This is a genomic window from Vibrio sp. D417a, from assembly GCF_030248595.1.
Lineage (GTDB): Bacteria > Pseudomonadota > Gammaproteobacteria > Enterobacterales > Vibrionaceae > Vibrio > Vibrio alginolyticus.
The window spans coordinates 329,225-353,153 of record NZ_JAHGAM010000015.1; the positions used below are offsets into that span (position 1 = coordinate 329,225).

General features: G+C 44.1%; 24 protein-coding genes. 5 read left to right on the forward strand and 19 right to left on the reverse strand.

The window, feature by feature from the left end; translation table 11 throughout:
- Positions 1–205: 205 nt before the first annotated feature.
- Both KI742_RS15235 and KI742_RS15240 read right to left on the reverse strand, forming a co-directional pair.
- Positions 206–1,222 (reverse strand): IS110-like element ISVpa1 family transposase, encoded by a 1,017-nt coding sequence (locus KI742_RS15235; RefSeq protein ID WP_017636235.1) that lies wholly within the window; start codon positions 1,220–1,222, stop codon positions 206–208.
- Between the two features lie 172 nt (positions 1,223–1,394).
- Positions 1,395–2,051 (reverse strand): LysE family translocator, encoded by a 657-nt coding sequence (locus tag KI742_RS15240; RefSeq protein WP_169644330.1) that lies wholly within the window; start codon positions 2,049–2,051, stop codon positions 1,395–1,397.
- 179 nt (positions 2,052–2,230) lie between these two features.
- On the opposite strand from KI742_RS15240, the gene KI742_RS15245 reads away from it, so the two are divergent.
- Positions 2,231–3,136, forward strand: coding sequence for a LysR family transcriptional regulator (locus KI742_RS15245; RefSeq protein ID WP_014204414.1), 906 nt, complete (start codon positions 2,231–2,233; stop codon positions 3,134–3,136).
- A gap of 476 nt (positions 3,137–3,612) precedes the next feature.
- On the opposite strand, the gene KI742_RS15250 is transcribed toward KI742_RS15245, so the two are convergent.
- The 5 genes from KI742_RS15250 to KI742_RS15270 are packed head-to-tail and all read right to left on the reverse strand — an operon-like array spanning position 3,613 to position 10,020.
- Positions 3,613–4,071 carry a hypothetical protein gene (locus tag KI742_RS15250; protein WP_213900135.1) on the reverse strand — a complete coding sequence of 153 codons (459 nt, stop codon included), beginning with the start codon at positions 4,069–4,071 and terminating at the stop codon, positions 3,613–3,615.
- Entirely contained in the window at positions 4,068–6,053 is a 1,986-nt protein-coding gene (locus tag KI742_RS15255) for a hypothetical protein (RefSeq protein WP_285385553.1), read from the reverse strand. Before KI742_RS15255 ends, KI742_RS15250 begins: the two co-directional genes overlap by 4 nt.
- A 3-nt stretch (positions 6,054–6,056) precedes the next feature.
- Positions 6,057–7,919: a hypothetical protein gene (locus tag KI742_RS15260; RefSeq protein WP_285385552.1), complete on the reverse strand. Its 1,863-nt coding sequence runs from the start codon at positions 7,917–7,919 to the stop codon at positions 6,057–6,059.
- On the reverse strand, positions 7,916–9,511 hold the full coding sequence (locus KI742_RS15265; RefSeq protein ID WP_262656787.1) for a site-specific integrase: 1,596 nt from the start codon (positions 9,509–9,511) through the stop codon (positions 7,916–7,918). Before KI742_RS15265 ends, KI742_RS15260 begins: the two co-directional genes overlap by 4 nt.
- Positions 9,512–9,567: 56 nt before the next feature.
- Positions 9,568–10,020: a YcgN family cysteine cluster protein gene (locus KI742_RS15270; RefSeq protein WP_017635991.1), complete on the reverse strand. Its 453-nt coding sequence runs from the start codon at positions 10,018–10,020 to the stop codon at positions 9,568–9,570.
- Positions 10,021–10,208: 188 nt separating this feature from the next.
- On the opposite strand from KI742_RS15270, the gene KI742_RS15275 reads away from it, so the two are divergent.
- The 3 genes from KI742_RS15275 to aqpZ all read left to right on the forward strand — a co-directional run bounded on the left by KI742_RS15275 (position 10,209) and on the right by aqpZ (position 11,770).
- Positions 10,209–10,457: a GlsB/YeaQ/YmgE family stress response membrane protein gene (locus tag KI742_RS15275; protein ID WP_005380625.1), complete on the forward strand. Its 249-nt coding sequence runs from the start codon at positions 10,209–10,211 to the stop codon at positions 10,455–10,457.
- A gap of 137 nt (positions 10,458–10,594) precedes the next feature.
- Positions 10,595–10,843, forward strand: a complete 249-nt coding sequence (locus KI742_RS15280; RefSeq protein WP_213891758.1) for a YkgJ family cysteine cluster protein — start codon at positions 10,595–10,597, stop codon at positions 10,841–10,843.
- Positions 10,844–11,071: 228 nt separating this feature from the next.
- Positions 11,072–11,770, forward strand: a complete 699-nt coding sequence (gene aqpZ, locus KI742_RS15285; protein WP_005384951.1) for an aquaporin Z — start codon at positions 11,072–11,074, stop codon at positions 11,768–11,770.
- 51 nt (positions 11,771–11,821) lie between these two features.
- Here the strand turns inward: aqpZ and recR are convergent, their stop codons facing one another.
- From recR to KI742_RS15320, 7 genes are all read right to left on the reverse strand, one after another.
- On the reverse strand, positions 11,822–12,421 hold the full coding sequence (gene recR, locus KI742_RS15290; RefSeq protein ID WP_005380619.1) for a recombination mediator RecR: 600 nt from the start codon (positions 12,419–12,421) through the stop codon (positions 11,822–11,824).
- Positions 12,422–12,451: 30 nt separating this feature from the next.
- Positions 12,452–12,781 carry a YbaB/EbfC family nucleoid-associated protein gene (locus KI742_RS15295; RefSeq protein ID WP_005380618.1) on the reverse strand — a complete coding sequence of 110 codons (330 nt, stop codon included), beginning with the start codon at positions 12,779–12,781 and terminating at the stop codon, positions 12,452–12,454.
- A gap of 82 nt (positions 12,782–12,863) precedes the next feature.
- Positions 12,864–14,969, reverse strand: a complete 2,106-nt coding sequence (gene dnaX, locus KI742_RS15300; protein ID WP_225495508.1) for a DNA polymerase III subunit gamma/tau — start codon at positions 14,967–14,969, stop codon at positions 12,864–12,866.
- 8 nt (positions 14,970–14,977) lie between these two features.
- Positions 14,978–15,523 carry an adenine phosphoribosyltransferase gene (gene apt / locus KI742_RS15305; protein ID WP_005380615.1) on the reverse strand — a complete coding sequence of 182 codons (546 nt, stop codon included), beginning with the start codon at positions 15,521–15,523 and terminating at the stop codon, positions 14,978–14,980.
- A gap of 162 nt (positions 15,524–15,685) precedes the next feature.
- Positions 15,686–16,072 (reverse strand): YbaN family protein, encoded by a 387-nt coding sequence (locus KI742_RS15310; RefSeq protein WP_080276930.1) that lies wholly within the window; start codon positions 16,070–16,072, stop codon positions 15,686–15,688.
- A 33-nt stretch (positions 16,073–16,105) separates the two neighbouring features.
- The gene (locus tag KI742_RS15315; RefSeq protein ID WP_005380608.1) at positions 16,106–16,237 is read right to left on the reverse strand and encodes a hypothetical protein; all 132 of its coding nucleotides are present in this window, start codon (positions 16,235–16,237) and stop codon (positions 16,106–16,108) included.
- A gap of 223 nt (positions 16,238–16,460) precedes the next feature.
- Positions 16,461–17,567, reverse strand: coding sequence for a response regulator (locus tag KI742_RS15320; RefSeq protein ID WP_005380606.1), 1,107 nt, complete (start codon positions 17,565–17,567; stop codon positions 16,461–16,463).
- A gap of 289 nt (positions 17,568–17,856) precedes the next feature.
- Here KI742_RS15320 and KI742_RS15325 point away from each other — a divergent pair, with 289 nt between their 5' ends.
- Complete coding sequence (locus KI742_RS15325; RefSeq protein ID WP_005384959.1) at positions 17,857–18,732, forward strand: LysR family transcriptional regulator; 876 nt, start codon at positions 17,857–17,859, stop codon at positions 18,730–18,732.
- Between the two features lie 66 nt (positions 18,733–18,798).
- Here KI742_RS15325 and purF read toward each other — a convergent pair whose 3' ends face one another.
- The 5 genes from purF to accD all read right to left on the reverse strand — a co-directional run bounded on the left by purF (position 18,799) and on the right by accD (position 23,746).
- Complete coding sequence (gene purF / locus KI742_RS15330) at positions 18,799–20,313, reverse strand: amidophosphoribosyltransferase (protein ID WP_005380592.1); 1,515 nt, start codon at positions 20,311–20,313, stop codon at positions 18,799–18,801.
- Between the two features lie 36 nt (positions 20,314–20,349).
- Positions 20,350–20,841: a CvpA family protein gene (locus KI742_RS15335; protein ID WP_005380590.1), complete on the reverse strand. Its 492-nt coding sequence runs from the start codon at positions 20,839–20,841 to the stop codon at positions 20,350–20,352.
- Positions 20,842–20,902: 61 nt separating this feature from the next.
- Positions 20,903–21,496, reverse strand: a complete 594-nt coding sequence (locus KI742_RS15340) for an SPOR domain-containing protein (protein WP_017820797.1) — start codon at positions 21,494–21,496, stop codon at positions 20,903–20,905.
- 14 nt (positions 21,497–21,510) lie between these two features.
- Complete coding sequence (folC, locus tag KI742_RS15345; protein WP_017820798.1) at positions 21,511–22,773, reverse strand: bifunctional tetrahydrofolate synthase/dihydrofolate synthase; 1,263 nt, start codon at positions 22,771–22,773, stop codon at positions 21,511–21,513.
- 46 nt (positions 22,774–22,819) lie between these two features.
- Positions 22,820–23,746 (reverse strand): acetyl-CoA carboxylase, carboxyltransferase subunit beta, encoded by a 927-nt coding sequence (accD, locus tag KI742_RS15350; RefSeq protein WP_005380583.1) that lies wholly within the window; start codon positions 23,744–23,746, stop codon positions 22,820–22,822.
- Positions 23,747–23,929 lie beyond the last annotated feature (183 nt).

The following is a 23,929-nucleotide window of genomic DNA, read 5'->3' on the forward strand; positions in this document are numbered from 1 at the left end:
AAAATCCAAATAACGGCGTTGGTTTGCGCTAATGTATTCAGAGTCTAATTGGGACACTGATTAGTTAGCCCCAGCTCTACGATGAGATCCGCGCCAGATTGTCCTCAAAAACGTGAAAGCACTCTAGTTGCTGTTCTGTCCATCAGGTCTTCAATCTGGTGGTCTAACCGTTTTGTCATCTTTCATTACCATATGCAAATCTAGATTAAACTCTTAATTCAAAGGGCTTGTGACTTGTCATTACTGACCATGCAATCCTCGCTAGCTTATTTGCTAACGCAACTAGAGCAACATTAAAAGGCTTTCGACGTTTCAAATCTAATAACCATGAACCGAAATAGCGTTCAGCAGTTTCTTCCCTCCACATCACTGCTCGTGCGGCATGAACAAAGAGTTCTCTCAGCTCTTTATTTCCTCGCTTTGAAATTCCCAGCATCCGTTGTTTCCCTCCAGTCGAGTACTGGAATGGTACAAGTCCGATCCACGCTGCAAAGTTTCTACCATTAGAAAAATCTGAAGGTTTTCCAACACACGATAAACAGCAAGATGCAGTCATGGGACCCACACCTGGTATCGTTTGAAGTAAAGTGTAAAGTTCATCTTCGGAACTCAGTTTTTCTATTTTTCGGTCTTGCTCTTTTATCCGTTCATTCAGTTGATTGTAATAGTCGAGCTGATTTTGTAGTTCCTGAACCAATAACGGAGGGATCGGTTCTTTGTTGTCCGCTAACCATTGAAACAGCTTTTTCATGTTTGCATGACCCCGTGGAAAGCTGATGCCAAACTCTATTAACATCGAACCAATACGGTTCATCGTTGCTGTCCTCTCCCTAATATAACCAGTTCTAACACGCCGAATAACGACGCCTACTTGAGCCTGCTCACTCTTTGGAGAAACGAACCTCATATTAGGTCTTGTAGATGCCTCAGCAATAGCAGCTGCATCGATAAAGTCATTCTTATGAGCTTTAACGTAAGGTTTTACATATTGAGGTGGGATAAGTTTAACTTGATGCCCGTATTCTTGGCATTTTCTTGCAAGCCAGTGAGCACCACAGCAAGCCTCCATTGCTATCAATGTTGGTTCATGCACAGAGATAAACTGTAGTAATTTACTTCTAGATAATTTGTGCCGATATTGTTCACGACCACTATAATCGTGGCCAACTAGATGAAAAGTAGACTTACCTAAATCGATTCCAATAACTTTGATTGCCGACATGATGGCACCTCCCAATATTCAGCGACATAGCTGAGTGTAGTGCAGGTGTGGGGCGTACCATCTTATTATCGTGCATCCTCGAACTGAGGTTCTAGGTTAATTTAATGCAGAATTCACAAAAAAAAACATGCATTAACTCGATCATGTACAACTAACTTTTTCCAAACTTGAGCTAGCTAGGTACCGATAACAGAAGCAATTGTTGAGAATTATAAAACACTCCACCCACAGCTACAGCCAATAAGAACCCCTCACATAATCCTTCAATCCAGCGCGAGTTAAATGCTTTTGACCACCATTTAGCGCACAAAATGTAAAGAGAGAGAATGCTTGCATCAAATAGCACCCAGATAGATGACAATGTTATTACGCTGGTAGAAAAATTGTGTGTCACTGCAATAAACTGCGGAAAAAAAGCGACAAAGAATAAGATATCTTTCGGGTTGACTACCCCAATAATAAAACCTCTGACTAACCCACTATTTTTGGTGGTTTCGTTGAGAGTTGATGTTGATTCATTATCTATATTGACATTTGGTAACTTCCTTATTGTGAGTAGTTCCGATATCGCGCCGAAGCCAATATAGAAAGAACCAGCAATGCCCAATAAATATAGATAAACGGGAGACAAGTGTACTACACCAGCTAAAGTCAATACTGCAATCGTCATTAACAGCAGGGACGCTCCATTGGTGCCTAGCAAAGTCATAAATGCTTTGCGCTGTCCTTCGCGGGTTGCTGTAGAAATAAGCAGAGCAACGACTGGACCGGGAGTGATAATTAGCAGTAGAACAGCGAGGCTGTAGGTGGCGAGTAATGATAGATTCATGGTGTGTTTCTTCCTGTGGAGATACTTGATTGCCTATAGATGAGTGAAACTCATTCTTTCGAATTTCATTAGTTCGATTTAACTTAACGAAATAATCCTATTATGTAAGGCTTAATCAATGCTGAAAAACGGAAAAAACTGTATATTATTATGAGTAATACTCACAATGGAATACAGACATGACATTGCCTCCACTGTATGCGTTACGGGCATTTGAAGCAGCTGCCCGCTTAGGATCTTTTTCTAAAGCTGCTGAAATACTTAACGTTACACCTGGTGCGGTAAGTCGCCATGTGCGAACGCTGGAAGAATGGTTTGAATGCAAGCTGTTTGAACGACATGGCCCGAAAGTATTAATTACTCCCGCTGGTAACTCTCTGGCCAGTCAACTGACGGAAAGTTTCCAGAGCCTGGAAAATGCCTGTTACTACTTTGGTCGCAACAATCGGCAACTGCGCTTAAAAGCGCCATCCACACTGACCATGAGCTGGTTACTGGACGCATTGAGGAGTTTTCGAGATGAGCACACCGTACCAATTATTGAAATTGTAAGTGTATGGATGGATATTGACAGCGTGGATTTTGTCCGAGAACCCTACGATTGCGCCATCTTGCTGGGACAGGGTAATTTTGGTACAGATACCGAATGCCTTCCGCTGTTTGAAGAGCTGCTGATTCCCGTCTGTTCACCAGCGTTACTGAGTGAGGCTCAATATGATTTAAGCGCTTGTGAGCTAATTCACCCAACTTCGGACCGCCGTGACTGGCGGCGTTGGATAGACCGCACTGGTTATTATAAGTCTTTGAACATTAATAAGGGCAAGGTGTTCGATACTCTTGAGCAAGGCAACCAAGCGGCCATCAGCCGCCATGGTATCTCTGTTGGAGATTTGTTACTTAGTCTGAAAGCGATTGACACCGAGTTACTTGCGTTGCCATTTAAGCAAGCGGTGGTGACTGGTGATAGCTATTATCTTGTCTGGCCTAAAGGTTCAGTTAAAAGACAATACATCGATTTACTCTATCAGTGGCTCAAGTCTTCAGCACCTGGTCCATTGCCTGACGAGGTAACCTGTCTAAATTGATAAACAGGGGACTAGGAAAGCTAACAAAACTAGCTGACGTTGTTAACTCGGTCCTGAACTATATCGTGCATGGAGTGCTGACCCTATATCTTGTGTAATCCCAAGGTCTAAATAGTATGAAGAGCCTAGCTCATTTCATGCCCACCTCCAAGTTACACCTTTCAATTTAAGTGCATAATAATGCAGGTGATGATTTCTGGCTGGACACACCGTTTTGACAGAAATTGGGAGATTCCGTTCAGCGCCGTTCTGGTATCTGCGATAACCTCACGTATGGCAAACTCAGAAGAGTAATCCGCTGCTGAGCAATCGCACTAAGCAGGAATGGGGCATAAACTGCTTAGAGCAATTACGTTAAATCATTGCTGGGCAGAAGCTTCTTAGTCGCTCCGGACGCCACTTGGTAACAGGTGTCGTCTACTCGACAAAACGCGTTACGATCCTCAGCCCCTTTACACTTTGAGCGTAAGAGCACGCTACTTGATAGAGGTCACAACACAATTTTCATCTAATAATTCTTGCTGCAAGTCAAACACCCTAAAGCGGAGCCTCGCATTTTCAGCTTCTAACTGCTTTCGGGCTTCGACTGCATTGTTTCGTTGCACCCTGTATTTATCTTTAAGCTCATTGGCTTTTTTTAATTCGTGTTTTAGCCTATCAAGCTCAGACAAAGGGACATCTAACTCAATATCTAAACCTGTTGTCATCGCTTTATCGCGGTTGAGGTTGTATTCATCGATAACAGGTTTGGCGTAGGCAACGAACTCTTTGAACTTATGGACATAGCTATTGCCAAGCCGAGCTTCATTATTGATTCGGTTCAACGTCAGTTTGCCCGTCGCCTTAACGTGAAGCGGCTTACCATCTAATAAACGTTGAAATGCATTTACCAGTAACCCCTCGGTCTTGCAGGTTGCCTTATATTCTACTTTCATGACCATACCGCCTTAATATCATCATTGAAGTTATCAAAAGGAATGCTGTGTTTGACTAGAGTTGGTTCAATAGACTGAATCTTCTTTTTTCTAGCATCGAGAATTAATTCATTGACATAGTCACCCATTTCATTTATTGACCTGAATGAAGCAATGAGGTTATCCCGCTCCCTCGATAGCCTTTTCGCCGCTTTATCAGTGATTACCTTATGCTTACAGGATGCTTCAACAATATCCATCAGGGAGCAAAGTCGTTCACAATTACGGTTGGTGCAGTAGCCACCTGTAGGAAGTAATACAATAGATTTGTCACCAGACCTTACCAATGCCTCCAGTTCACTCCGAGACATCACGATTTCTTCACCCTGTGCTAGCCGCTCTGCTTTATTCTGAGCTATACGCTCGCCCTCAGCACCACTCAAGGTTTCGGATACATTGTAAATCTCATCCCATGCGTCCACAGCAGATGCTTCAATTGCTTTATCAAACTCACTAATTAACTTTGTATCCATCAGCAATTGGTTGGTGCGCGCGAGTTCGGAATAATTTGCATACCAGTTGGACATATTAATATTGCGGTGCTTTAGCTGGTATTTTACTGTGAGTGCATTGCCCAATCGGTTTTTCACCATAAAGACCACAAAACTCCGTCGTAAATCATGAGGGCTAAGCCTTGGTAAGGCACCTCCGACCTTTAAGCTTCCTGCACGGTCTGGATTTAACAGGTCGAATTCGTCAACGTCTTCAGCGGTCGCAGTAATGTTGAACTCATTCATGTTCAATGCATCACCAGCCCCTTCAATCGTGTATTTTAGCGACGTTTTATTTATGAGTGCTTCACTGTCGTAAGGGATACAAGAAGAAATGAAAGCACTCTCAAGGTCTTGTTTCCTTGCACTATATTGGTCTTGGGTTAACTGAGCTTTTTGATAGCCGTCATCCAGTCGCTCTAACGAATATTTCCTTGCGGCTTGCGTGGCATCAAAAGCTAGCTCCAGTGCCAGTTTTGCGATAGGGGCAGTATTCCACGTTGTATAAATCTTTTCGCCCTTGTTTCCTTTTGTAGAAAATCCTGAAACCTTGGGTACAGCAATCAGTGAATCGTCATAGCTCTCTTTGTTCATGGAAAGCAGCTCTTCCTTGCGGGCGGCAGAGAATAAACCCACACAGATAAAGCACATCCTGAGTAATTTACCCAACCAACCTCCTTTCCTGTCAAATGAGAAATTAGGAATAGCTTTTCGTTCAGGCCACTTGCTTGTTATGAGAGACATCCTTGTATAGAGTGTCTTCATTTGCCCATCGCTTAGGGCACTCACGCCTAACGCTTTAAGCTTAGTGTTGAACATTTCATCCTGATAGATGTAAAGTTTTTCCATTGCCGTTGAAATTTGGTGACGATAGGGGTGATAGGTTTCAACAAACTCAACAACTGTTTTTAATATACTGACATGAATCGCTTCAGGAAACGCAATTGCCTGACCTTCACCTGAATCAGGTTGAATCCACCGTACATACTCTCGCTTATGAACATAACGCTTTACAAGGCCCGCTTTATTCAATGAATTAATCGTAGACGCAATGCGTCGGCACGGGCCTTGACCGCCCCCCCCCCCATATAATGCTTTAGTGCACTTTTTCCACTCTCGCTCGCTCGTAAGTAAGCTGAAGTCACTTTTACCCCAACGTGTGGCGAGGGCGTTTAACTTACTTCTAATGGTTATCAACGAGCTAACCGCTGCATGCGAATCAGAGCTTGAGGTTTCCTTTTGGTACTGGATCAGTGCATAAAGGTAAGACTGAATATCGTGGCGGTACTTTTCATTAATCCATCCAAAAGAAATGATTTTTTTGTTCTGGTTAAGAGCGTGGAAATCCCACACGAGATCAAAGACACGTGACACACCGTTATTGTCAGAGTCAAACGTCACATACGGGTTTTCAGCGAGCTCTTGGCGAGGTTGTATAAGCTGTTTAGACATAAATTACCCCTTAAAAAATTGGCTGGCGCTGGCTCGGTCTTGGTAAAGCAGGTGGTAATCACCATCTTCCACTTTTTGTTTTGCTTGAGCGTAATTTTTTGGTGCTTTTTGTTTCAGCCTGAGAAGGACTTTTTTCAACATCCTCTCCACAACAAAATACTCATCCTTAGGTGCGGAATTACTTGCCACCATCTCTTTGAGGTCTTCGATTTGTTCTAAAAATGACAGCATCAACCAGATATCATTTTCTGACGCAACCAATTTATGGCTGTCACAATCAAAGCAACCAAGAAAATCTGTGCACCGCCCCGTGTCTTTCGAAAAGTCAATGCCTAACTGCTTCATTCGCCGCGCCTCAGCAACGAGCTTCTCTGGTGTTGCTCCAGCGCACTTGATGCCAGTAGGCGTTGTCATTAATGGCTGCTCTTTGCTTTCACGGTTGCGCAATGTCTTATAATCATAATCTGACAAAATATCGCTGTGCATCGCCTTTGCACCCTCGATGGCTTTACCAACTTCCTCTCCCTTGGCAATAGCGTATTGTGCACCCATCGTGGCATTAAGGTTGTTATCATGGTCTGCCTGAACACCACTAGAGTAGCGTTGGGCGACAACATTCACTGTATTATTCAGACCCTGTGACACAAGGAAGATATCTTCAGTCACTCGCATCAGAACATTAGATTTTGTTGCTCGGAATCGGCTCGCATTAACCCTTAACCCAGTTACCTTCTCAAGATGTGTATTAATGTAGCCAATATTTGAACCGTTGGTATTGAATGTGCAGACCTCACCTCTGGAACTAAAATAAGGACAAAGCGGTAGCTCATTTGACAACGGAATACCCAGTGATTGGTACATCACTTTAGAGGTTTTTAGCCATCGGTTAATCAACCCTTTAGTTCGCTGGCTAAAGCCAGCGCTATTATCCAAACTTTTATAGCCTGCCCTAAACTTTTCACCGTCAAAAACAAACCGCCCACTGCCAATACTTTTAAATGAAACGTCCTTGTAGCGCACATTAGTAAGCACCGATGTATTCATTCCTGTCAGCATTGAAAACACGAAAAAACAATTGCGTGATGCCTGATTATAAAATACTTGCCGATTAAGTTGCTCAAGTGGAAGCGGGCTATTCTCTATTGTTCCTGGTTGAGGTTTCATGCACTTCTTAAAACCGCTTTTCTTAATACTAATTTGACGTGGTGTCCAGTCATTGCGCCTTGCTTGCTCATCAAACAGCTGTTCATCAAAGAACGGATGAATCTCTAGCAACTCATTTCTCTCAATCGCTTCCTGAAAGGCCAGTGCGCCTTTAATCAATATCTTGGATAATGGTTTCAGCTCTGTTTCCACATGAAACGCCTTATTTGCAGCCAAAAGGTTTGCTGCAACTTCTGGCAGCATCTTCAGGTCAGATTCTCGATTCCACAGCCTTAATAGGAAAGATAAGCTGTTTTTAATATTCCCCGCTAACGATACCAGCTCACCTCTTTCGCGTAATTTATTGAAGTGCTTAATGCAATCAATCATAGCAGCGTTACTGAAAAGGTCACCTTGATAACCAATACCGTCAAGAAATTGGAAGTAGCTAACAAGACCAGAAAAGTGAGTCTGCTTTGACCGGTTTTTTGGTAAAGGATTTAGCTTTTGGTGAATCTCCCTGACGATATCATCCCGATTCGCCAATACCTCATTCCCTGATTTTATTTGATTTACTGTTGGGACATTCAGATAACGCAGGCGGTGAGTGTAGGCTTTATATCCATTACCAGAATCTAAAACCATATCTTCAAAACGAAGTAGGATGATAGGTGCGCTGGTCTTCTTTGTTGTAATTTTGGTACGCTTACGTCCTTGGATCATACTGTCGTCTCCAAGTCATCAAAAGCGCCAATATAGTCCAGTACGTCCTCGTAAATTTCATCGGCAGAGGGTATATCTTGTGCTATTTTCAGGTACTCTATCGTCGTCGCCCTATCTTCATGTCCTAGCAACGCTGACACCCTATCCAATGCCTCATCGGGTGTGATTGACGGGTTACCATACTCATCCTTTTTATTTAAAAGGTGGCGGAAGATATTCACGGCAAACGTTGAGCGTAAATTATGTATGGAGCCGACAATAGGGTGGTCAAGACCTTGGGTTAGATTCGCAGTATTACGTATTTCCACCCAGCGGCCAGTGAAGTCTTGTAGCCGCGTAAACATGGGTTTCCCAGACTGGGTAATAAATAGGTACTCAAGTTCAGGGTTAATCGCATCGTCACCCTCAAAAAGGTGCGTGTTACCTGCCTCAGACTGCTCCTTGCACCATGCTTTGAATTTCTCAAGGCGCTTTTGATACCTGTCGGACTGCGAGTAATCGTAAAGCATCTTCATCAATGGGGCGGGGATTATGGTTTCACGGCTTTTATTCTTCTCTGCGGAGCCATCTGCGGTTTTTGTGAGTGATTGGTACATATCACCGACACCCAAATCCAGCACAGGCTTTTTAAACACCTCTTTGCCGTCCTGAATCATGGTTTCGGGGTTAACAATCTGTCCCAAATGAAGGCTTGCTGCTTCCTCACGCCGCAATCCAGTATTACGGCAAATCATTGGGTGCAGGCAAAATTCAATCGGAAGTGAGTGCAATTTACTGTTATCACCATGACGAACCACTCTGCGGGACTTTACTAATATGTTTTGCAGAATTTTCCATTCATTATTGGTAAACGGTTTTAGGTCTCGGCGTAGGTTGCTGAGGTTTGTGCCACCACTGCGAGATGATTTAGAGAATTTAATTCGCATATCCGTCGTATGCACCTGCTTACGTAGGTAAGCTTTCATACTAGATGCAGACGCCTCGAAATGTATATTAACTGTCTCAAACTGGAAGGGAGGGTTATTAAAGCGGATGCCTTGGCGAAGACAGTGTTTATAGAAACCAACAATACTGCTCATGTATTGCCTAGCTGTAGTTTTAGCCAATACACCATCAATAGCGAGCTGCTTTATGCCATCCCGATACTGGTAGGTTAACCGTTCTTGCTTGTTGCGAGGAAAGCTACTCCATTCTGGACGAGGGTCATCATAGAGAGGGTCAAAGTCCTCTTTATCGTATTCAGCATCCCACTCTGCCTGCTTGTCCAATACAAAACAGAAGTAATGAGCAAGCCCCTGCGCATCGGTGCCAAGCTCAAGCACACCATCATCGATTGCTTTCGACAATAAGAACTCATTCACCATATCTAATGGTTGGTAGCTGACTAGGTTGTTTTTGTCGTCATATCCAACAATATGGAGTAAGGGGAGTTTCTTGATGGGGATCTTATTGCCATTGGCACAGTATATAACCTGAGGTTCACCATTCTCATCAATGGACACCAATGGTTTCTTGTAAACGAAGTTAAGGATAGTCGAAATTTCTATCTCTTTTCGTATGACCTTTTTCTGATTTGTATCGTTATCTGACATACTAAACCTCATACTGTACATACAATCAGCATATACAGCATTCTCAACTTTGAAAGTTAATTATGAGGTTTTAGTCTATCAGGTAAGTTTTGAATATGGTCTTCCCAATCCACCACATCAATCTCGTAAACAACTTTGTTACGGACACTTTCCCCTGCCGCATGCATTGCGGACTTAGAGCCTGTAATCAACGGATGCCATTCTGGTAAAGGCTGCTTTTCAGCCAACAGACGGTAAGCGCACGTGTGTGGCAGCCAAGTAAAATCGTCGATGTCTTCTCGGGTCAGCTTGGTGCACTCTTCACCCGAAGTGAAACGGTTTGGGTAATCCTTACATGAACACGTTTTACTGTTCAGCCAGCTACAAGCCACATTGGTATAGTAGATTTCATCGGTATCTTCATCCATAAGCTTATGCAAACAACATTTGCCACAACCATCACAGAGAGATTCCCATTCCTCTTCTGTCATCTGCTCTAACGATTTACTTTGCCAAAATGGAGTGCTCATACTTCAGGTCTCACCAAGGGAATTTAGGGGGCGATTTATACTCTTCTCAACGCAAAAGTTCAAGTTTTGAGAAGATCTTGCATCCTTCCCACATAACGGTGGAGATATTCAACTACTTTCGTTTTACTGTTCTATCCTTAAACAAGTTTCCATTACTCAATTGATCAAGAAGGCATTAAGGAGTTTTCATGGGTATTATTTCTTGGATTATTTTGGGCTTAATCGCCGGCGCACTTGCTAAATGGCTCATGCCAGGAAAAGATGGGGGCGGTTGGATTGCAACAATGTTACTTGGTATTGCAGGGGCATTTGTAGGTGGCTTCCTTGGCGGCATTCTCGGTTTCGGCGGAGCAACTGGCGTCAACATTGGTAGTATCATTACCGCAACACTAGGCGCATTTATTCTGTTGTTTGTTTATAACCGTTTCTTAAAATAATCACGATGATTTAAAAGCAAAAAACCAAAAAGGGAGCGTAATGTTAAGCGCGCCCTTTTGTTTTTTTCTTTCTTCACTCTTCCAATCCACGTCAAAATGACCATAATTGGCCCCTTAATTTTTAAGAGGTTTACATTATGGATTGTCGATTAGGATGTGGAGCGTGCTGTATTGCGCCAAGTATCTCTTCACCAATACCTGGAATGCCAAGGGGCAAACCTGCAGGTGTTCGTTGTGTGCAACTCAACGACGACAATTTGTGCAAGCTATTTGGTAAGCCTGAACGCCCCAAAGTCTGTCACGATTTTAAACCGTGTCCGATTGTATGCGGCAACACCAATCAAGAAGCACTCGACAACATCACTGAATTAGAACAATTGACGTAACGCGACTCTAGACCACACGTTTAAAGTTAGTACCTCGGTTGTTTCTCTCCGAGGCAGTAATCAAAGCAAACTCAAGATTTAGCACTCCCCCCTCAGCCTTTTATCTCACCCTTGAGAACTCTTGCCACATAGCGTTCCATTTGCGGTTTTTGCGCGATCTCCCTCACAATTTATTGACAATTCTCGACTATGTTCAGCGGGTCATTTAATTAAAGATCAGGAAAGAACATGAATAAGTATTTGGCTGAGGCTTTTGGCACGTTCTGGCTAGTGTTAGGCGGCTGTGGTAGCGCGGTGTTGGCTGCGGGTTTCCCTGAAGTGGGTATTGGTCTGTTGGGCGTTTCTTTGGCATTCGGTTTAACCGTTCTGACGATGGCATTTGCTATCGGTCATATTTCAGGTTGTCACTTGAACCCTGCAGTGACAGTTGGCCTTTGGGCAGGCGGTCGTTTTGAGACAAAAGACGTTGCTCCCTACATCATCTCACAGGTGATCGGCGGGCTTATCGCAGGTGGTGTGCTTTACGTTATTGCATCTGGACAAGCAGGATTTGATGTTGTGGGTTCTGGCTTTGCCGCCAATGGTTATGGTGAACACTCTCCAGGCCAATACTCGATGATCGCTGCACTTGTGACTGAAGTTGTCATGACGATGATGTTCCTGATTGTCATTATGGGTGCAACAGACAAACGTGCGCCACAAGGCTTTGCACCTATCGCAATTGGCCTGTGTTTGACTCTCATTCACCTGATCAGCATTCCTGTCACCAATACGTCAGTAAACCCTGCTCGTAGCACGGCAGTCGCAGTATATGTGGGTGACTGGGCGGTTTCTCAGCTATGGCTGTTCTGGATTGCTCCTATTGTGGGTGGCGTGCTTGGTGCGGTTATCTATAAAAACCTTCTTGGTAAAGAATCGAACGATTAATCGTTCCTAACTCCCAAAATCAAAAAAGCCGCTGAATTCAGCGGCTTTTTATTAAATTCTGTGTCGACCTAATAGCGAATGTGACAACGTCGTGCCATCAACAAGCTCTAGCTCCCCACCGACAGGCACACCATGCGCGATGCGGCTGGCATCAACTTGGTGCTCTTTACATAGCTCTGCGATGTAGTGGGCAGTGGCTTCACCTTCAACTGTTGGGTTTGTCGCCAAAATCACTTCGGTAATATCACCGCGACGTAAGCGGTAATCAAGGACATCCAATCCAATATCACTTGGACCAATACCATCTAATGGCGACAAATGCCCCATAAGAACAAAATACCGACCAGAATATTGGCCTGTTGCTTCAACGGCTGCGATGTCTGCCGGGCTTTCTACCACACAAATTTGACCATTTTCTTGGCGTTTTGGGTTGGTACAAATGTGACAGACTTCTTCTTCGGTGAAGGTTCGACACTCAGTACAATGACCTATTTCTGTCATTGCCTGACTCAGCGCATCTGCAAGCTGCAAACCGCCTTTTCTATCGCGCTGTAACAAATGAAAGGCCATACGCTGCGCTGACTTGGGGCCAACCCCAGGTAGACAACGTAAGGCCTCCATCAATTGCTCCAGCATATGACTGGTACGCATTAAAAGTCCGCTTAATTAAATATCAGCAGATTAGAATGGCATTTTCATGCCTGGTGGTAGTTGCATACCGCCAGTTACAGAAGCCATTTTCTCTTTTTGAGTTTCTTCAACACGACGGGCTGCATCGTTGAACGCCGCAGCGATCAGATCTTCAAGCATTTCTTTGTCGTCTTCCATCAAACTTTCATCGATGTCAACACGACGTACGCTGTGACTACCAGTGATAGTAACTTTAACTAGGCCAGCACCAGACTCGCCAGTTACTTCCATATTCGCGATTTCTTCTTGAAGCTTTTGCATGCGATCTTGCATTTGCTGGGCTTGCTTCATTAGGTTGCCCATACCGCCTTTACCAAACATGTTTATCTCTCTGGTTTAATGAGGTGTTGCATCAATTAATGGGGTTATACCTTTGGGTTTTCAACCCCATTCCATTCGATTATTAGATAGGGCGCACACTATCTTTATCAAGCTCTGCAGCAAAACGACGTTCAATAAATTGAACATTTGGATCGTTTTCTAAACTGTTCAGCGCTTGCTGTAATTTCTCTTGGTAGAGCCTATCTCTCAGTTCAAGTGGTGTTTCTCCACTCTCCCCTATTTCGATGCTCATGTGGCACTCTTCACCTAACACGGTATTAAGTGCTTTGAGCAATTCGGCTTGAGCTCTATCAGTATTCAAATGAGCTTGGCTGCTTCTCAATAGTAACGAAACGGTTGTTCCTTCCTTACTATAATGAGAGTTTAGCGCAAGTTGTTCTACCAGCTTAGGGATCTCCATTAAGCTGATGAGCTTCGCCCATTCATTATGTTCTAATGACTCATCGATGAGCTTTTGTGCCATTTCAGGCGTTTTCTCATGCTCAAGTGCCTGCTTGAGCTGCGTAGGTGTCAGTTTTGTATTTACTTTTGTCTCAACAGGCTTGCTTGGACGCCAGCGATACGCTTCCTCAACTTGTGGCTCCGTCGACTTCGGAGCTGAGTTTGGCGACACCTGCGCGGAATTGCCATGCAATTGCGCTACTCGGTCGATAACCGATTCTGGTTGTGCAGATGCCGCTTTAGGCTTTTTTGAGCCACCATTTTGAGGAGTGTTCTGTTGTAGGCCTTGACGCTGAGAACGTAATTGGTGACGTAAACCGCTTAGACCACCGCGCGCCGGTGTTGAAACGCTCTCTTGCACTTGTTGAGGTGGCGTTTCATGCTGCGGTGCAGGGTTTTCGCTCATCGGCGGCGCCATATCATACTGTGGCGGAACCGTCTCATATCCACTCGCGTGATATTCAGGTTGTGAATTGGATGAAGGTTGAGGCGCCACTTGTGGTGAGCTTTGTGCTGGACTCGGCTGCTGAGCTCGAGGAGCTGCTACTGTCCGAGCTGGTGCAGTCTTTGATTGACTGGCACTTTGAACTGGGGCTGAAGCTGATTCGCAGTTACTGGAAACAACATTTGCCCCACTGTTACTTGATGGGCGGAACGCCATCATACGCAGCACAATCATTTCCAGACCGACTCGCCCATTTGGCGAGAGAGTCAAATCTTCACGACCTTTCAATGCAATTTGGTAGTAAAGCTGAACGTCTTGCGGACTTAGTGCTTTACTCAACAACTCGATTTTTTCTGCATCTGGCTGCGCTCGGTCTAGCGACGCTGGCAGCGCTTGATACATCGCAATTCGATGAAGCTGTGTTGCGACTTGCTGCAACAAACCATCCCACTCAACACCATTTGCTGCTAATTGCTGGATTTTATCCATGGCTGGTTGAGGTTGCTTGCTGCTGATTGACTCTAGTAAGTGAATCGCTTGGTCGGTATCAATCGTCCCCAACATGTGGCTGACAATATCGGTTTGCACCGCACCGTTACCTAAAGCAATTGCTTGATCGGTCAAGCTGAGAGCATCACGCATACTGCCATCTGCAGCATGTGAAATCATACCCAGTGCTTTTGGTTCTGCCGATACTTGCTCTTGACCCAAAATGTAGTCAAGTTGCTGATGAATATCATCAACGCTGATCGGTTTGAGATGGAACTGTAGACAACGCGACAATATAGTAACAGGCAGCTTTTGTGGATCGGTTGTCGCGAGTAAGAACTTCACATACTCTGGCGGCTCTTCCAGGGTTTTCAACAACGCATTGAAAGAGTGACGCGATAGCATGTGCACCTCATCGATGAGGTACACTTTAAAACGTCCACGAGCAGGTTTGTATTGAACGTTGTCTAACAGTTCACGAGTGTCTTCAACTTTAGTACGTGATGCTGCGTCGATTTCAAGAAGATCGACAAAGCGACCTTCATCAATTTCACGACAAGTATCACACTTACCACAAGGTGTCGCGGTAATGCCGGTTTCGCAGTTCAAGCCTTTGGCAAACAGCCTACCGATACTCGTTTTACCCACACCACGAGTCCCGCTGAACAGATAAGCATGGTGTAAACGGTTTTGCGCCAGTGCGTTTTCCAACGCCGTCAGGACATGTTTTTGTCCGACAACTTGGTCAAACTGATTAGGACGCCATTTTCGCGCTAAAGCTAAATAACTCATTGAATGTATTAATGTCCTTCAAAATCGCAGATGCTGTACACGTTTAGACCTAATGCTTCTAAACGTTTATCGCCACCGATTTCTGGTAGGTTGATAACGAACGCAGCGTGCTCAACTTCACCACCCAGTTGGCGAATCAGCTTAGTCGTCGCTTCAATAGTACCGCCCGTTGCCAATAAATCGTCGACAACCAGTACTTTGTCGCCTTCAACGATGGCATCTGTATGGATTTCTAGTGTATCAACGCCGTATTCAAGCTCATAAGATTGAGCAACAGTAGGGCGTGGTAGCTTGCCTGGTTTACGCACTGGTACAAAACCAACACCTAGCTCAAGCGCTAAAGGCGCGCCAAATAGAAAGCCACGAGCTTCCGTACCCACAACCTTGGTAAAGCCCATATCTTTGTAACGTTCAACAAGTAAGTTGATCGTTGCTTGGTATGCTTTCGCGTCTTCAAGAAGGCTCGTCACATCACGAAATAGAATGCCTGGCTTTGGGTAGTCTTGGATGCTTTTGATGCTAGATTTGATCAGTGAAATTGTTTCTGTAGTCATAATACCGATTTACTTAGATTGGCTCATCGCCCTCTCTAATCGCAGTATCACGAGGGCAACGAACAATAGGTTTTCACCACTATGTACTTATTTTCGTAAAAGTCACAGGCGCTGAAAATACAAACGCCCACTCGAAGAGCGGGCACACTATTCTCTACAATCTTAGTGATTTTCTTCTCGGTCAGCAACCAACTCAATCACAGGCAGACGCATAAACCAGCTGAGTAAAACGATTAGCATCACTAAAAGACCAATTTTTACCCAAACGAGGGGGACAACAACGATTGAAACCATGAAACTAAGCGCAATAAAAATCGCACCACGCTTTTTTACTTTTGAAGTAACAGCCCGATGCTTATGCCAATTGTCGAGAATGGGTCCAAACGTTTTGTGGTTATGTAACCATTGATGAAATGCGGGGCTACCACGCATAAAACATGCGCTAGCAAGCAAAATAAAAGGTGTGGTGGGTAAAAGTGGAAGGGCTATGCCGGCTATGCCGAGCACAATACAGAGTCCACCAACAGTATTGAAAAAGTAACGCTTAATACGAATGGTGAACTCCGGTACAAAATAGCTAGATTAAAAGCCTGCGTAACCATTCATTACACGAAGCCAGGTTAGCGTTGCAGGAAGTGTTGGGATCAAAAGAACTGCAATAAAACCTAAAAAATAAAAAATATTATAAGGCTCTTTAAAATCTTTATCTGCCATGATGTGTCTTCTCACTAGTTGACTTTGCTTCTCCCAAGGCACAGCGTTAAATTATCGTTGCACAAATGGGTCATTATTGTTTTAAGCGCTGACTATACATTAAACAGCCAAATCTAAACACCAGTAAAAAGTAAGGTTATTAAACTAAACGTATGTTGTTTTGGTGGTTCTAAAAAGATAATAAGCAGCGTAAGGACGCTGCTTATTGGTTTGCAAGTCATAATTATACTAGTCGGGATTTCCGGGTAATACTTAAACTAAAACTTGAAGAACCTAAACACCCGATAGACAACTGTCCTGCAACACTAAGCGGTAAATCGCGGGTGATGAAGTTTTTCATACTTCCTCCCCCTAAACGGTTACCTGCTGCGATGTGTTGATTCGTATTTCCGTCAGACCAATGGCTATCTAAACCCGCAGGCAATATAGAGACCGAGGATGAAGCGAGGTCGGCGACACCAAACACAGCATTGACTGCACCCGCACACTCCGAACACTCAATTCCTTTTTCAATGATCCCTACCATGTCCTTGAGATCAGCACTGAAACTTTTCAAGTTACGGAGATAATCGTCAAACAATGCCCTAACGAGCAATGTCGTCGCAACTCCATCATTAGCTTGGGAAGCAGAATCAACGAGATAAAACGCAAATTGACCATTCATTAACCAACGATAATCGAAAACCAAGGGCATCACATCCGTCGATTGCAATAAACGGTACGAGCAGCGCCAATCTCCCTGAGCAGCATCCTTCTCTGGCAATAGCGCTTGCAGTAAATCTCTTGCCGCACTCGGATTCTGTTGTAAATATTCCAGATGCCAATACAGCTCTTGTTCATCTGGGATTTCACCACCATCATCAACTCTAAACCACTGACTTGAAAAGTCACGTTGTTCTGAAAAGTGACTATCGGTATCTTCTAGCGTATTCTCTATCGCCTGAGATAGGTGCTCATAATTACCTATCGGTTTAGGAAGAAAATCTTTAATACCAAATCGCAACGCTTTCGCGACATCGGACATTTCATCCGTGCCTGATACCACGATAAGCGGCATATATGGGTATTCGAGACTAACTTCTTCGACGAACTCGATACCATCTAAGACCGGCATCGATAAATCACATAAGATAAGATCGGGTTGGCATTCCCTGAGTTGTTGAAGCGCTTCTAGGCCGTTTTCTGCTTCTACTACTTTAAAACCCTGACTTTCTAAATAGGCATTGGTTACTTTACGAAATATTGGATCATCGTCCACCAACATTATTAGTTTTTGATTAATCACTTCCTGTGCCGAGACCATTGCCGTTTGACTGTGAGTCTTAAACATACCTTTATCCCTCACAAAGCTCAGTCAAAAAAACAGATTTATTATTAAGTCATTATTTTTGTTGTGTTTACTTCCAGCAAAACGTGTCACAGCAAGACCCGAGGCCGCTTCGCCTTGTTATAAAACTTAGCTCGGAAACTGCATTAATACAAATATTACGGCGTATAACAGTATTTACTCAAACAGGGTTGCTGTGTTCAAATGATGCAACATGTTGACTTAAAGCAAGCTTTGATCACAAAGTTAATTATAAATTAACCGTAATCGGTAATTTAATGTGTCTGGAAATATGAAATTAGATGACTTAAACCTGTTTCGACTGGTTGTCGAAAATGGGAGCTACACCGCAACTTCGCGAAAAACCATGATCCCGGTTGCGACCATCACCCGACGCATTCAAGCGCTAGAAGACTCTGTCAATCTTCGACTATTGAACCGTCATGCTCGCAAACTTTCGCTCACTGAAGCAGGGGAACGTTTTTACCATGAGTGCTCTCCTTTACTACAAAGGCTAACAACCGCAGCAGAGGAAATCACTGACGACTGCCGAGGAGCATCCGGCAAGATTAAGATATCCGCGCCTTACAACTTAACTAAACGAATGATGATGCCGATGTTCAACAGCTTTATGAAGCAGTACCCGGACATCAACATTGAGCTAACGACAGAGAATAATGCGGACAAGCTTGACCCTACTGAATGGGATGTAATTTTTCGAGTGGGACCTCAACGCGACTCTAGCCTCATCGCGCGTAAGATTGGCGAAGTGAAGGATATTCTCGTTGCAAGCCCTGACTATCTAACCTCGAATCCTGCGCCACATCATGCAGAAGAGCTCTCTAACCATTCATTGCTAAAAGGGTACCCGCTTATTAAGTGGACCTTGATTAATAGCAAAGGCGAGTCTGTGGTGAATGTTGATCGTGGTCGTTTTCAAGCAAACGCTCTCAATGTGGTGCGCAGCGCTTGTTCCGAAGGTTTAGGCATCACACTAATGCCAGATGTCATGATCAAAGAGTACATCGAGAGCGGCGATTTGGTACGCGTACTGCCAGATTGGAGTGCAAACCCGCGCGACATTTATATGCTTTACAACCACAAAGACCACCTGCCAGAGAAAGTTCGCCTCTTTATTGACTTTGTGATCGCTTATAACATTCACTAATTAGATAGCGAAAACAAAAAACCAGAGCCGAAGCTCTGGTTTTTTTACGACTTAAGAAAACGCACCCTATGCGCCTTCGTTATGAAGCTCTAGGTTTGCTAAATCCTGTTGGATTTCAAGTTGTGTTTTCGCATCATCGTTACGAAGACCATCTAAAAAATCTAGGTATTGTTGGTCAATATCACCCGTTACGTATTCGCCGTTAAACACGGATGTATCGAACTGAGTAATATCTTGGTTTCCAAGACCGACCGCCTCTACCAAATCTTCTAGGCGTTGATAAATAAGCGCATCGGCACCAATCTGCTTACAAATTGTATCGTTGTCACGGCCATGGGCAATAAGCTCTGTAGCACTTGGCATATCAATGCCGTATACGTTCGGGAAACGAACTTCAGGAGCCGCTGAGACCATGTACACTTTCTTGGCACCAGAATCACGAGCCATCTCAATAATCTGCTCTGACGTTGTACCTCGAACAATAGAGTCATCCACCAGCAACACGTTCTTACCTTTGAATTCCGAACGAATAGCATTCAACTTGCGACGTACTGATTTCTTACGTTGTTGCTGGCCAGGCATGATAAACGTACGTCCAACATAACGGTTTTTCACGAAACCCTGGCGATAAGGGATATCGATCGCTTGTGCGATTTGCAGTGCAATGTCGCAAGACGTTTCAGGGATAGGAATGACAACATCGATATCAAGGTTTGCGTAATCTTCACGAATACGTTCGCCCAGCTTTTTACCCATTTCAACGCGAGCGCTGTATACCGAAATTTTATCGATGAACGAATCTGGACGAGCAAAGTACACGAACTCGAAAATACAAGGGTTCAGCTTAGGATTATCTGCACACTGCTTCGTGTAAAGCTCACCGTCAAACGTTGCGTAAATCGCTTCACCAGGTGCAACATCACGGACGAAATCAAAACCGACCGCATCCAATGCCACCGATTCAGACGCAACCATGTACTCTGCTCTGCCGTTAACTTCACGCTTACCTAAACACAGCGGGCGAATACCGTGTGGGTCACGAAATGCAATCATACCATGACCAATGATCATGGCGGTCACAGCATAAGCACCGCGAATTGTGCGATGAACATTGGTGACTGCGCGGAATACGTCTTCGGTCGTGACATTTCCTTTTACTGAGTCAATTTCGTGCGCCAGTACATTTAGTAACACTTCGGAGTCTGAAGTGGTATTGATATGACGGCGATCTTTTTCAAACAGCTTCTGACGAACTTCGTTAGCGTTGGTCAAGTTACCGTTGTGGGCAAGTGTAATACCGAAAGGAGAGTTTACGTAGAAAGGTTGAGCTTCTGAAGCGCTTGAACTGCCTGCTGTAGGGTAACGAACATGACCAATTCCGACCTCGCCTTGCAGGCGTTGCATGTGTCTTGCTTCAAATACATCCTTGACTAAACCGTTCGCCTTACGCAGACGAAAACGATTGCTTTCTATGGTACAAATACCAGCGGCATCTTGGCCACGATGCTGTAACACCGTTAACGCGTCATAAATAGACTGGTTTACAGGCGTTGTGCCCACGATTCCAACAATACCACACATGTCCTAATCCTCGATTTGCGACAGTAGCTGGCACTACTAGATAGTGCCAGACAGAAAACTTGATGTTGCTTGTAAATGCTCGAAGAATGGGGCGATGATACGGCTGAACTCAGGGATCAACTGTGAATCTTTCCACCAATCCGAGCTTGGGAATGCAGTAAACGCATCCATAAAAAACAGCACCGCAGAAACAATTAAGACTCCGCGTAGACCACCAAATACAATCCCGAGAATTCGGTCCGTACCTGATAGCCCTGTTTTTTGTACCAGTTGACCAATGACGTAATTCACCACTGCACCAACTACCAAGGTTGCGACAAATAACGCCGCGATCGCCGCTCCGTTACGAAACATATCATCTTCGATGTTGGTGAAGTACACCGCCAATTTGGCGTAGTAATTACTGGAGATAAAAAACGCTCCGAACCAAATCACCAAAGACAAAGCTTCTTTAGCAAAACCGCGAACTAAACTGATCAGAGCTGAAAATCCGATCACACCTAAAATGATAAAATCTATCCAATTCATCTTTTCTTCATCTTAAGTTGGCGCGCATTTTAACAGAAAAAATGCTGACGCAAACGTTTTCTTATGGATTTAATGGCTTAAATTTAAGCAATTGACCTTTTGAACCTGTAATTTTTTGTAATTCTTGAACTTGTCGTTCAAGTTTACTTTTTGACACATCAGGGCCAACAATCACTCTCGTAAACTCGTTTTCTTTCTTTGTGTGAGCTTGATAACCACGCTTTTGCAAATCCGCAACAAGCGCGACAGCATTTTCGTGATTCTTAAGTGCCATCAACTGAATGATCCAAGCTGAATCTTCATATTGATTTTTCTCTTGAACAGGACGAGTGACGACCTCAACTTGCTCTGGTTGTTTGATGACCTCAGGTTTAGATGTTGGCGCTGGCTCGGGCTCAGAAACGGCTACTTGAGCATCCTCACGTTCTTGCACTACAGCTTCAACCGGAGAATCCGGTAACGTAATGTCGTCTTCCACTGGCTCTAATATTTCGAAGTTTTCCACATCACTATCAAGTTCTGGTTTGATAGGAATACTGGCAAATTCTTCTTTGTAGTGCAGTTTCTTACCATCTAGCACATCGGGAAGAACAATGACTCCGACTGCGACTAGAATGATGGTGCCGACTAAACGACTTTGGAATTTACTTGCCATCAAAATACCTTTACTTATTTATTATTTGATTGCCAATGTTCCAATACCTCTCCGACGGTATGGAATGAGCCAACCACCAGAATAACGTCTCCTGTCTTTGCGTGGCTTCTCGCACTCTCGAAGGCGTCAACAGGGTTTTCAAAATGAACTTGCCCATCAGGTAAGTATTGGCACAATTCATCAGCGGTCGCCGCTCTCGGTCCAGTAAGCGACGCTGGATACCATTGTGTTGCAACTGGAGTTAGAGCTTCAATGGTTGCTTTAATGTCCTTGTCATGCAGCATTGCAACCACAATATGGATATTCTTACCCAGATATTGTTGCTTCACTCTCTCTACCAAATACTCAGCAGAGTGCGGGTTATGAGCGACATCAAGGACTATTTCAGGTTCGTGATGCAGTACTTGCATACGCCCCGCCAAACGCGCATTATTCAAGCCATTGACAATATTTATGTCAGTGATTTGCAATTCCGAAGCCCCTAGTGCCATCAGTGCAGTAGCTGCATTTTGTAATGGTAGCGATGGGATTGGTAAATCCTCTAACTCAAATGCCCCACTGCTCCACTTCCAACCATTATCAGTTAGTTGGTAATCGTACTGAATACCTACTTGGAAGAACTCAGAACCAATATCGTCAGCATGAGCCGCCACGGTCGCTGGTGGCGTTGGTTGACCACAAATTGCTGGCTTCCCTGAACGGTAAATGCCCGCTTTTTCAAAACCAATAACATTGATGTCATCACCAAGCCAATCCACATGATCGATCGCTAAGCTCGTAATAACAGAAACATCATGGTCAACAACGTTAGTGGCGTCTAGACGGCCGCCAAGTCCTACTTCAAGTAAGACAACGTCAACTTTCTCTACTTGAAAAATACGTAGCGCAGCAAGCGTACCGAATTCAAAGAGGCTAAGGCTAACATCACCACGCTGCTTTTCTACATAATCGAATGCTTCACAGTGCTTTGCATCTACAACGTCAACGCCATTAATGCGTACACGCTCGTTGTAACGAATCAGGTGCGGAGAACTGTAAACACCGACTGAATAGCCAGCATCAAGTAAAATGGCTTCCATTAACGCACACGTTGAGCCTTTGCCATTGGTTCCGGCAACGGTGATTACGGTTGGAGCTGGTTTGGTAAGATTGGCTTTGTTTGCTACCGCTTGGACACGGTCTAAGCCTAGATCAATTGCTGAGGAATGAATATTTGCTAAATAATCAAGCCACATCTCTAATGAAGATGTGGCTTGAGGAATTGGGTTTTGGGTCATCTAACTTTAACCATTAAATTCTTTGGTTTTTATGTTAGTTGATACTTTACCCTTTTTCGTCCGCTTCTGGTACAGAATATGGCTCTTCATTTGGAGATTCGTTAACCGAAACCACCAAAGGAGACTTGTGGTTAGTCATCTTAGCGATAAGACCACCCACACGCTGACGCATTTCACGACGGTCAACGATCATATCAATAGCACCGTGATCAAGTAGGAACTCACTACGCTGGAAACCTTCAGGAAGATCTTCACGTACAGTTTGCTCGATTACACGACGACCAGCAAAGCCAATGAGGGCCTTAGGTTCACCGATGTTGATATCACCTAACATAGCCAAACTTGCTGATACACCACCCATTGTAGGGTCAGTTAGAACAGAAATAAACGGCAGACCTTTTTCTGATAAACGCTCAAGCGCAGCACTGGTTTTTGCCATTTGCATAAGAGACATTAAAGCCTCTTGCATACGAGCACCACCACTTGCTGAGAAACAAACAAGCGCACAGTTATTTTCAATGGCTGCATCCACTGCTTTCACAAAGCGAGCACCAACGACTGAACCCATTGAACCACCCATGAAGGAGAATTCAAACGCACACGCCACAAGCGGCAGACCAAGCAATTCACCCTGCATCACAACTAGCGCATCTTTCTCACCGCTGTTTTTTTGTGCAGCAGAGATACGCTCTTTGTATCGCTTAGAATCTTTAAATTTCAGTTTATCCTGTGGCTCAAGTTCAGAACCTAATTCAACTCGATTACCTTCATCTAAAAATGTTTCCAAACGACGACGCGCTTTCATACGCATGTGATGGTTACACTTTGGACAAACTTCTAAGTTACGCTCTAGCTCTGCATGGTATAAAACCTGTTCACAAGAGGTACATTTAGTCCACACGCCTTCTGGGATAGAAGCTTTGCGTGAACTTACTAGATTGCTTTTCTCTAAAATCTTTTCAAGCCAACTCATGGAAGACCTTTTCTCTCAACTCTTCCGCTTCATTGCGAAAGATATAAATTCGACATAATACCGACGGATTAAACCATATCTTGCAGCTACTGTAGATAAAAAACTGGTTGTACCTATTTTTGATATCGTAAATAGCGTATGTTTTCCGTTCACATTCAATGTAAACACTACCGATATTTTGAA